Annotated in this window: 7 protein-coding genes; 2 read left to right on the plus strand and 5 right to left on the minus strand. The window is 39.3% G+C overall.

What is annotated here, in order from left to right; all coding sequences use genetic code 11:
- Positions 1–109 (minus strand): transposase-like zinc-binding domain-containing protein (locus tag KDK67_RS13525; protein ID WP_420846926.1); only part of this gene is annotated, 109 nt, incomplete at its 3' end.
- A 202-nt stretch (positions 110–311) separates the two neighbouring features.
- Between KDK67_RS13525 and KDK67_RS13530 the strand changes: the two genes are divergently transcribed.
- Positions 312–2000, plus strand: a complete 1689-nt coding sequence (locus tag KDK67_RS13530; RefSeq protein WP_250869385.1) for a PAS domain S-box protein — start codon at positions 312–314, stop codon at positions 1998–2000.
- 21 nt (positions 2001–2021) lie between these two features.
- Positions 2022–2261, plus strand: coding sequence for an ATP-binding protein (locus tag KDK67_RS13535; RefSeq protein ID WP_331522573.1), 240 nt, complete (start codon positions 2022–2024; stop codon positions 2259–2261).
- A gap of 2 nt (positions 2262–2263) precedes the next feature.
- Here the strand turns inward: KDK67_RS13535 and KDK67_RS13540 are convergent, their stop codons facing one another.
- From KDK67_RS13540 to KDK67_RS13555, 4 genes are all read right to left on the minus strand, one after another.
- Complete coding sequence (locus KDK67_RS13540) at positions 2264–2671, minus strand: fasciclin domain-containing protein (RefSeq protein WP_250869387.1); 408 nt, start codon at positions 2669–2671, stop codon at positions 2264–2266.
- 68 nt (positions 2672–2739) lie between these two features.
- Positions 2740–3276 carry a KH domain-containing protein gene (locus KDK67_RS13545; protein ID WP_250869388.1) on the minus strand — a complete coding sequence of 179 codons (537 nt, stop codon included), beginning with the start codon at positions 3274–3276 and terminating at the stop codon, positions 2740–2742.
- Positions 3277–3317: 41 nt separating this feature from the next.
- Positions 3318–4121, minus strand: a complete 804-nt coding sequence (locus tag KDK67_RS13550; RefSeq protein ID WP_250869389.1) for a serine protein kinase RIO — start codon at positions 4119–4121, stop codon at positions 3318–3320.
- A 2-nt stretch (positions 4122–4123) separates the two neighbouring features.
- Positions 4124–4294 carry a S1 domain-containing protein gene (locus KDK67_RS13555; protein WP_250869390.1) on the minus strand — a complete coding sequence of 57 codons (171 nt, stop codon included), beginning with the start codon at positions 4292–4294 and terminating at the stop codon, positions 4124–4126.
- Between the last annotated feature and the right edge of the window lie 611 nt (positions 4295–4905).

Consider the following 4905-nt stretch of genomic DNA (forward strand, 5'->3'; position numbering starts at 1 on the left):
TAATCTCCACTGAATAGTTATACCCACAATCATGGCATTTGTAGCGTTGACGTCCATCGATTTTACCGTTCTTTTTATGATTGGAGCTCTTGCACCTGGGACAGTTCATGCATAAATATAGGTCCTAATAACATAAAAACTCTACTTAAATACCAATGCCATATATTTAAATGTGCACTTGATATTACCAAAAGATTCACATGCACTTAGGTAGTATTGCCTGCTGTGGCATGTACGGTATGGATGCTAATATGAACTAATAACTATTGTTCATGTGGTCGTTGGTGTATAAAGTGCAATGTGGATTATGAATGTTTTCTGAAAGGGAATTAAAGCAGACTTCAAATGTAGTATTAGATCTTATTGATCGTGATCCTGGTCGTTCAGAGCAGTGGCTTTCTGATGGTTATGGCAGAATTGATGCATATCCACAGATCTTCAATGAAATGGTGTGTGCATACGCTTTGCATGAGATAATTTGCGATGGGGATGGAGTTCCGATCGATTATTGTTTCCTTGACGTTAATCCGGCTTTTGAGAGAATTGTAGGCCTGAAGAAAGACGATGTCATTGGAAAAAGTGTTCTGGATATTTTCCCTTGTATGGATGTCTCATGGGTTGAAAAATATGGCAATGTAGCACTGACTGGTGAGAGTGCTCATTTTGATGATTATTCGCTTTTTGGGGATCGTTTTTATGAGGTGAACGTTTTCTGCCCACGTAGTGGTGAATTCGCAATGACATTCTCTGATATTACCGAACGCAGATGTGCTCATGACGTTCTGGAAATGCAGGAACGTGATCTGAATAAACATGTGTGTGAGTTTGAATGTTTGTTTAAGGTTTCAAGTATAGTTAATGTTCTTCCTTCTTTGAATGAGGGGTTTAGGAATGTAGTTGATACTGTTTTTTCTGATATGAAAGGTCGATCAGTTACCGGTTGTCGCCTTATTTATGAAGAAAATGTTTTCCAGTCTGGGCTTTTCATTGATTCGAATTGGAACTGCAGATCGGATATAATCGTTGATGACGTTGTCCATGGTAGTTTCGAGGTTTGGTATTCTGAAGATATGCCTGATACTAGTGCTGATTATTTCCAGAATGATGGTGGTTTTGTAGATTCGGTCACTCGGTCTTTGGGTATATTCGTTGAAATGAAGCTTGTTGAGAATGATCTTAATATATTCAAGTCGATATCGGATAAGGTAAATTATGGGATATCTATACTTGATATGGATGGCAATATCATATATGTGAATGAAGCATTTTCTCAACTTCATGGCTATTCTGTTGAGGAGCTCTTCGGAACTCATTTCTTGATGTTCTATAATGAAAGTCAAGTTCCGCGCTTGAAATGCCTTCTGGATAATCTTCTGAATTCAGATTGCTGTATGGATGAAGAGGTATGGCATATGAGGAAGAATGGAAGCATCTTCCCTGCGATTCTTGAATGTGATCTTATCTTTGATAGGGATAATATGCCTTCTTACATCTTTGTTGCACTGAAGGATATAACTGAAACGAAAAAAGCGGATGATGCTTTAAAGCGTGCAATGTCAATAGCTGATGCTGCAAATTGTTCTAAGAGCGAGTTCCTTGCTAATGTAAGCCATGAACTTCGAACTCCGTTGAATTCAATTATTGGTTTTTCTGAGATATTGTTGGATGGTCGCTGTGGGGATCTGAATGATGTACAGAGGAGATATCTTCAGAATGTTTCAAATAATGGTAATCATCTTTCGGAGATTATAACTAAGATCCTTGAAATTTCGAACATTGAAGCCGGGAATGCAGAAGTGAATGTGGAGAAATTTAAGATATTGCATTCTGTTCTGGAGGTTAAGGAATCTCTTATGCATTCTATTTTATTGAAGGATATTTCTTTTGTCTGTGAATTGGATCCCGACCTTCCTCAGATCTGTGTAGATAAGATAAAGTTCAAGCACATATTGCATAATCTTTTAACAAATGCTGTCAAGTTTACTTCCGATCGTGGTTAGGTTGGAGTTCAGGCAAGTGCTATTGGCGATATGGCGCATATTGTGATATGTGATGATGGCATTGGGATTCCCATGGGGCAATTGCCGCATCTTTATGATAAATTCCATCAGGGTGATGGTTCTGCCAAACGAAAGTATGGTGGTACAGGACTAGGACTTGCTCTTACTAAAAAACTTGTGATGCTCAATGAAGGTCAGATGTGGGTGGAAAGTGAGGTTGGTGTGGGGACTAAGGTCCACGTGATGCTTCCTTTAAAATGAGCTTATGGAATAAGGATCTCCTCGATCACATGTATCACTCCGTTTGTACATTCGATATCTTCTTTTTTTATTTCGATACCGTTGACAAGGAGCTTTCCATTTTTGGAGACCTTGAGTGTTTTTCCATTGAGTGCAGTGAGTGTTTGGATATTTTTAAGACCAGATGTGAGGTATTTTCCTTCCACAATGTGGTAGTTTATAATGTCCATTAGGTATTCGCGATCCTCAAAAGCTTCATCGATGACACTGTCTGGAATTGGTTCAAATGCTCTTTCTATGGGGGCAAAAATCGTGTATGGACCTTCGTTACTGAATTTATTGAAGAGGCCAAGCTTTTTTGCGGCACTTATAAGTGTCGAGAAATCTCCCATTTCAATTGCTGTTTCGACTATGTTCTTTTGTTCACTCATGGATATCTCCCCAGTTTTCCAGAAATGTTAAAGGTGGATGATCACTATTAGTGTCATCCTTTTAGTTTTTAGTATGAGTCAAGCTGTGAGCGCATAAGGTCTTGTTTCTTCTTTTCGAGGAAACTGTATACTGCACCATGGGTTGCGCCACCGATGAGCATATCCATTGCCGTCCTTACGATGAGGATCTGGTCTGGATGGCCTATTGCGCTTACTGTTTTTCCATAAACGGACATTTTGATACCTATGAGACTCTCTATTATTTCTCTTGTCTTTCCGCCTTTTCCAATTATTCTGCCTTTGAGGCGCAGGAGTTCCTTTGAGGTGGATGCGGTTTGTGAAAGATCAATTACTTCAAGCATCATGAGGTCATCATCAAAGAATATGTATGTTTTGTCGGGGTTGAATCCTCTGCCTATTGCTTGAATGACATCTGTTGCTCTCATTCCGCCAACCGGGTCATCTCCTGCTATTACTTCGACTGTACCGTTCTCACTGTCGATGTTAAGTGTTGCAGTGGATCTTTCTTCGATCATCTTTTTGACGCTGCCTTGTGGGCCGATTATTGCGCCGATTCTGTCCTGGGGTACTTTGATGTGGGTCATATGGTCTACCTACTGATTATTGTAATTATAGTTTGCGCTTTTCAGTTCTCGTTCCCTGTATTTTTTATGCGTTTGTAAACGCTTTCGGGAGTCTCATCAATTTTGAAACGCTTAAAGTATCTTAGTATATTTTCAATGTCTCTTTTTAGAAATATGTCTGCTCGTGGATGTTCCAGGGTCACCGATTGCCCCATATCGATCATGATGGGCGTTAGGTCATTGGTGTCGATGAGTATGTTGTATTCGCTAAGATCTCCATGGACAAGACTTGCTTTGGTGTAGAGCTTGTGCATGTCATCTATAATAGTTTCGAATATCTGTTTACCATCTTCGAGTTCGAGCCTCATATCTTTTAAAGCAGGGAATGGTTTTTCGTTCTCACCCATGAACTCCATAATAAGTATGTTCCTTTCTGTGATGATGGGTACGGGTACGCGTATGCCGGCTTCATTTGCACGTATGAGGTTGCGAAACTCCTTTTTGGTCCATGCAAAGATGATGTCTCTTTTGTTGTGTCTGATGTTAGTGAAGCGCGGATCTCCGAGAATGTAGTCTTCCATTGACCTGAATGTGCTGGAGGATATCCTGTATATCTTAATGGCAATGTCGTGCTCTTCTCCCTCGCCAAGGAATACATTTGCTTCTTTGCCGGTGCTTATGGATCCGCCAAGTGCCTGTACTATTCCTTTATTAGATAGTGTATATAGGGATTTTAGAGTTGCATCATCGAATACATTTTCAGTTACTTTCAGTGTATTGCTGTCTTTGCGTTTTATGCGTAATTTATCAACAGCGGTGTCAAGACGCTTTACTTTAGTATCCAGTCCTTCTTTCCCTTCTTTCATGATCAACCTTTTAGGAATTTTTTCATTGCTCTAGGAATGCGCTCCATACTGACGTTCTCATCCAAGTATCTGAATTTGACATGTTTTGCGTCTGGGATGTTCTCAATGGTCGCAAGTACTTCTCTGCTTCTTTGCGTTGGCTCTTCATCCCTATTTATTGATATCTTGTGCAATTTTAATTCAGTTTTGGATTTTGTTCAATATACCTTGCTATTTACGTATCATTTATTGTTAAAGGTTGCGTATGCTCCAGTTTTTAATGTGTGTTTCTGATCGGAGAATATGTTTTCTATGTTTGTGTATGTCGAGGTGAGCTTTAACTTTGTTTTATGTTGAATATTTACGCGCATTCAAAATTCATTGCTTACGATATGTATTTATATCGGTTCTTACAATTAGGAGTTCTCGCAAGGCGGGTGAATGAGCAAGACTGCAATGGTGCAGATATTGCTTTGCAACTTGGTGTTGTGAGTTACAAGGTTTATAAGGAATCAAAACCCTTATATGCCAAGAATTCATATTTACTGTTCCCGCACAATGCGCGGAATTTCAATCACCTTCAATTCAAGATCATTAGTGGAGACCGGAGCTTTTTCGGTCTGACGTTGAATTTGGCAGTTCGATTAATTCTGACTGATAGTGTAAATCTATCTATCGAGAACTAATCGAAATTGTGCATGAATAAGTAACTCTCTAATTCACTTTAGAGTGTTCTTTTCCGACAATTTTTAAGTTTAACTTCCATTTAAGTGTGCTTTAACAACAAACTCTGGTTGATCCTGCC

The sequence above is a fragment of the Methanococcoides seepicolus genome, assembly GCF_023684405.1.
GTDB classification, from domain to species: domain Archaea; phylum Halobacteriota; class Methanosarcinia; order Methanosarcinales; family Methanosarcinaceae; genus Methanococcoides; species Methanococcoides seepicolus.

Bases quoted from the DNA above. Each gene is read 5' to 3' on its own strand.
- KDK67_RS13530 (WP_250869385.1), top strand. From the start codon at position 312: ATGTTTTCTGAAAGGGAATTAAAGCAGACTTCAAATGTAGTATTAGAT.
- KDK67_RS13540 (WP_250869387.1), bottom strand. From the start codon at position 2,671: ATGAGTGAACAAAAGAACATAGTCGAAACAGCAATTGAAATGGGAGAT.
- KDK67_RS13545 (WP_250869388.1), bottom strand. From the start codon at position 3,276: ATGACCCACATCAAAGTACCCCAGGACAGAATCGGCGCAATAATCGGC.
- KDK67_RS13550 (WP_250869389.1), bottom strand. From the start codon at position 4,121: ATGAAAGAAGGGAAAGAAGGACTGGATACTAAAGTAAAGCGTCTTGAC.